The following is a 2,232-nucleotide window of genomic DNA, read 5'->3' as shown; positions in this document are numbered from 1 at the left end:
CCCGCCGAACCGTACGGCGGTGGCGATGAAGATGGCCACCGGTACCAGCAGCACCACGCAGATGATGATGACCAGTACGACGAGGACGGGTGAGAGCGGTTCGTCGGGGGAGCCGTACCCGTACCCGGTCACCCGGTGGGCGCCGGCGGCCTGGGTGAGGGTGTCGCTGCCGGCGTAGAAGTACAGCTCGTTGGGCGAGAGCAGACCCGCGTCGCCGATCGTCCCGGTGATCCGGTAGGGCAGGCGCTCCTTGAGGAGTTCGCCCTCGGGGGAGGCCAGCAGCTCCTTCAGGGCGGGGGAGGCCACCATCTCTCCCGGGCCGGGGAAGGCGGTGACGCCGATCGGCGTGAGCGGACGCGCACCCTCCGCGCGCATCAGGAACCCGCCGACGGTGCGTCCCCGGTACTCGGTCTCCGTGTCGATCCGCAGGACGGTGGTGTCCGACTTCTCGGCGTTCTCGGCGTCCCTGGAGGACCGGGACTCCGCGCGGGCGTCACCCCGCGCGGACCGCGAGTCCAGCAGGTGGGGCACCGACGAGGCGACCAGCAGCAGTGCCACGCCCAGCCCGACGCCGACGGCGGTGAGCGCGGTCCGCGCCCAGCCCTCGCGGCCGCCCGCGGCGGCGAACCGTACGCCGAGGCCGAGATCGCGCAGCCAGGTCATACGACGTACTCCAGATCCCGGGCGCGGCCGTCGCGTACGACGACGTCGCGGTCGGAGTAGGCGGCGACGCGGGCCTCGTGGGTCACGAGGACGACGGCGGTGTTCGCGGACCGGGCGGACTCGGTGAGCAGCTCCATGACCCGCTCGCCGTTGAGGGAGTCCAGTGCCCCGGTCGGCTCGTCTGCGAAGATCACCTTCGGCGAGCCCGCCAGGGCACGGGCCACGGCGACGCGCTGACCCTGGCCGCCGGAGACCTCGCCGGGCCGCCGGCCGGCGATGCCGTCGACCTCCAGGCGCTCCAGCCCCTGCCGGGCGGTGTGCTCGGCGGCCTTGCGCCGGGTGCCGTTCAGACGCAGCGGCAGGGCCACGTTCTCCAGGCAGGTCAGTTCGGGGACGAGCTGGCCGAACTGGAACACGAAGCCGAAGTCGCCGCGGCGCAGGGCGCTCCGCTCGGCGTCGGACATCGAGGAGATCTCACGGCCGGCGTAGCTGATGGTGCCCTTGTCGGGGGTGACGATCCCGGCGAGGCAGTGCAGCAGGGTGGACTTGCCGGAGCCGGAGGGCCCCATGACGGCGACGACCTCGCCGGGGTGCACGGAGAACGAGGCGCCGTCGAGCGCGGGCGTCGAGCCGTAGGCCTTGTGGAGGTCCTGGGCGACGAGCAGGGAGCCGGCGGGGGTCACGGGGCGACCACCTCGGCGAGCTGGCCGAGGCGCGCGGCGGTCAGTTCCAGCCAGCGCAGGTCCGCTTCGAGGTGGAAGAGGGCGTGGTCGCAGATCAGCTGGTCGGCGAGGTCGCCCTTGCGCTTGCGGTCGGTGAGCGCGCGCATGAGGCGCAGGTGCTCGGAACGCTGGTTGTCCAGGAGGTCGGCGGCGCTGCGTCCGGTGAGCAGGGCCAGGACGACCTTGGTGTACAGGGTCGACTGGAGGTACGGCTCGGGCTTCTCGGGCTGCGCCAGCCAGGCCGCGACGTCCGTGATCCCCGCGTCGGTGATGGCGTAGCGCTTGCGCTCGGGGCCGCCGTCGCTCTCGACGCCGTCGACCTCGACCAGGCCGTTCTTGAGCAGGCGCGACATGGTCGCGTAGACCTGCCCGTAGTGCAGGGGGCGATCGTGGCCGAACTTCTCGTCGAAGGCGCGCTTGAGGTCGTAGCCGTGGCGCGGGCCGGACTCCAGGAGTCCGAGCAGGGTGTGACCGATTGACATGCGGAGCACTGTACACGGTGTGTATACGCCGCATGTATACCGCCCAGGACGGGTGCGGTCGGGGCTTCTCGGTGTGCGGTCGCGGAAAGGGGTGATGCCGGGGGCGGGCCCCGGCATCACCCCTCCTCGCTGCCCCCGTCCTTCGGCGGCCGCCCCCGGCGGGGGATCGGTGCCGCACCGCGCGGCAGGCGCCCCGCCTCCGCCAGCGCCCGGCGCAGCAGGAACTCGATCTGCGCGTTCGCGCTGCGGAGTTCGTCCGAGGCCCACCGGGCGAGCGCGTCGTGCACCGCGGGGTCGAGCCGCAGCAGCGTCTGCTTCCGCTGCCGCCGGGCGGCGCCGGCGGGCCGGGGGGTCCCGGCGGAGCC

3 protein-coding genes and 1 pseudogene are annotated in these 2,232 nt (G+C 73.2%); all 4 read right to left on the bottom strand.

The window, feature by feature from the left end; all coding sequences use genetic code 11:
• Window positions 1-663 (bottom strand): annotated as a pseudogene (locus tag IH13_RS0111175) (ABC transporter permease); the annotation flags it as partial.
• Complete coding sequence (locus tag IH13_RS0111170) at window positions 660-1,346, bottom strand: ABC transporter ATP-binding protein (RefSeq protein ID WP_031083398.1); 687 nt, start codon at window positions 1,344-1,346, stop codon at window positions 660-662. The gene IH13_RS0111170 and the pseudogene IH13_RS0111175, both read right to left, overlap by 4 nt.
• On the bottom strand, window positions 1,343-1,867 hold the full coding sequence (locus tag IH13_RS0111165; protein ID WP_031083396.1) for a PadR family transcriptional regulator: 525 nt from the start codon (window positions 1,865-1,867) through the stop codon (window positions 1,343-1,345). Before IH13_RS0111165 ends, IH13_RS0111170 begins: the two co-directional genes overlap by 4 nt.
• 116 nt (window positions 1,868-1,983) lie before the next feature.
• Window positions 1,984-2,232 (bottom strand): type II toxin-antitoxin system antitoxin (locus tag IH13_RS0111160; RefSeq protein WP_031083394.1); only part of this gene is annotated, 249 nt, incomplete at its 5' end.

Source organism: Streptomyces sp. NRRL WC-3549, assembly GCF_000721935.1.
GTDB lineage: Bacteria > Actinomycetota > Actinomycetes > Streptomycetales > Streptomycetaceae > Streptomyces.
Note: the sequence above shows the minus strand (reverse complement) of the source record. Positions and strands in the feature narration are given on the sequence as shown.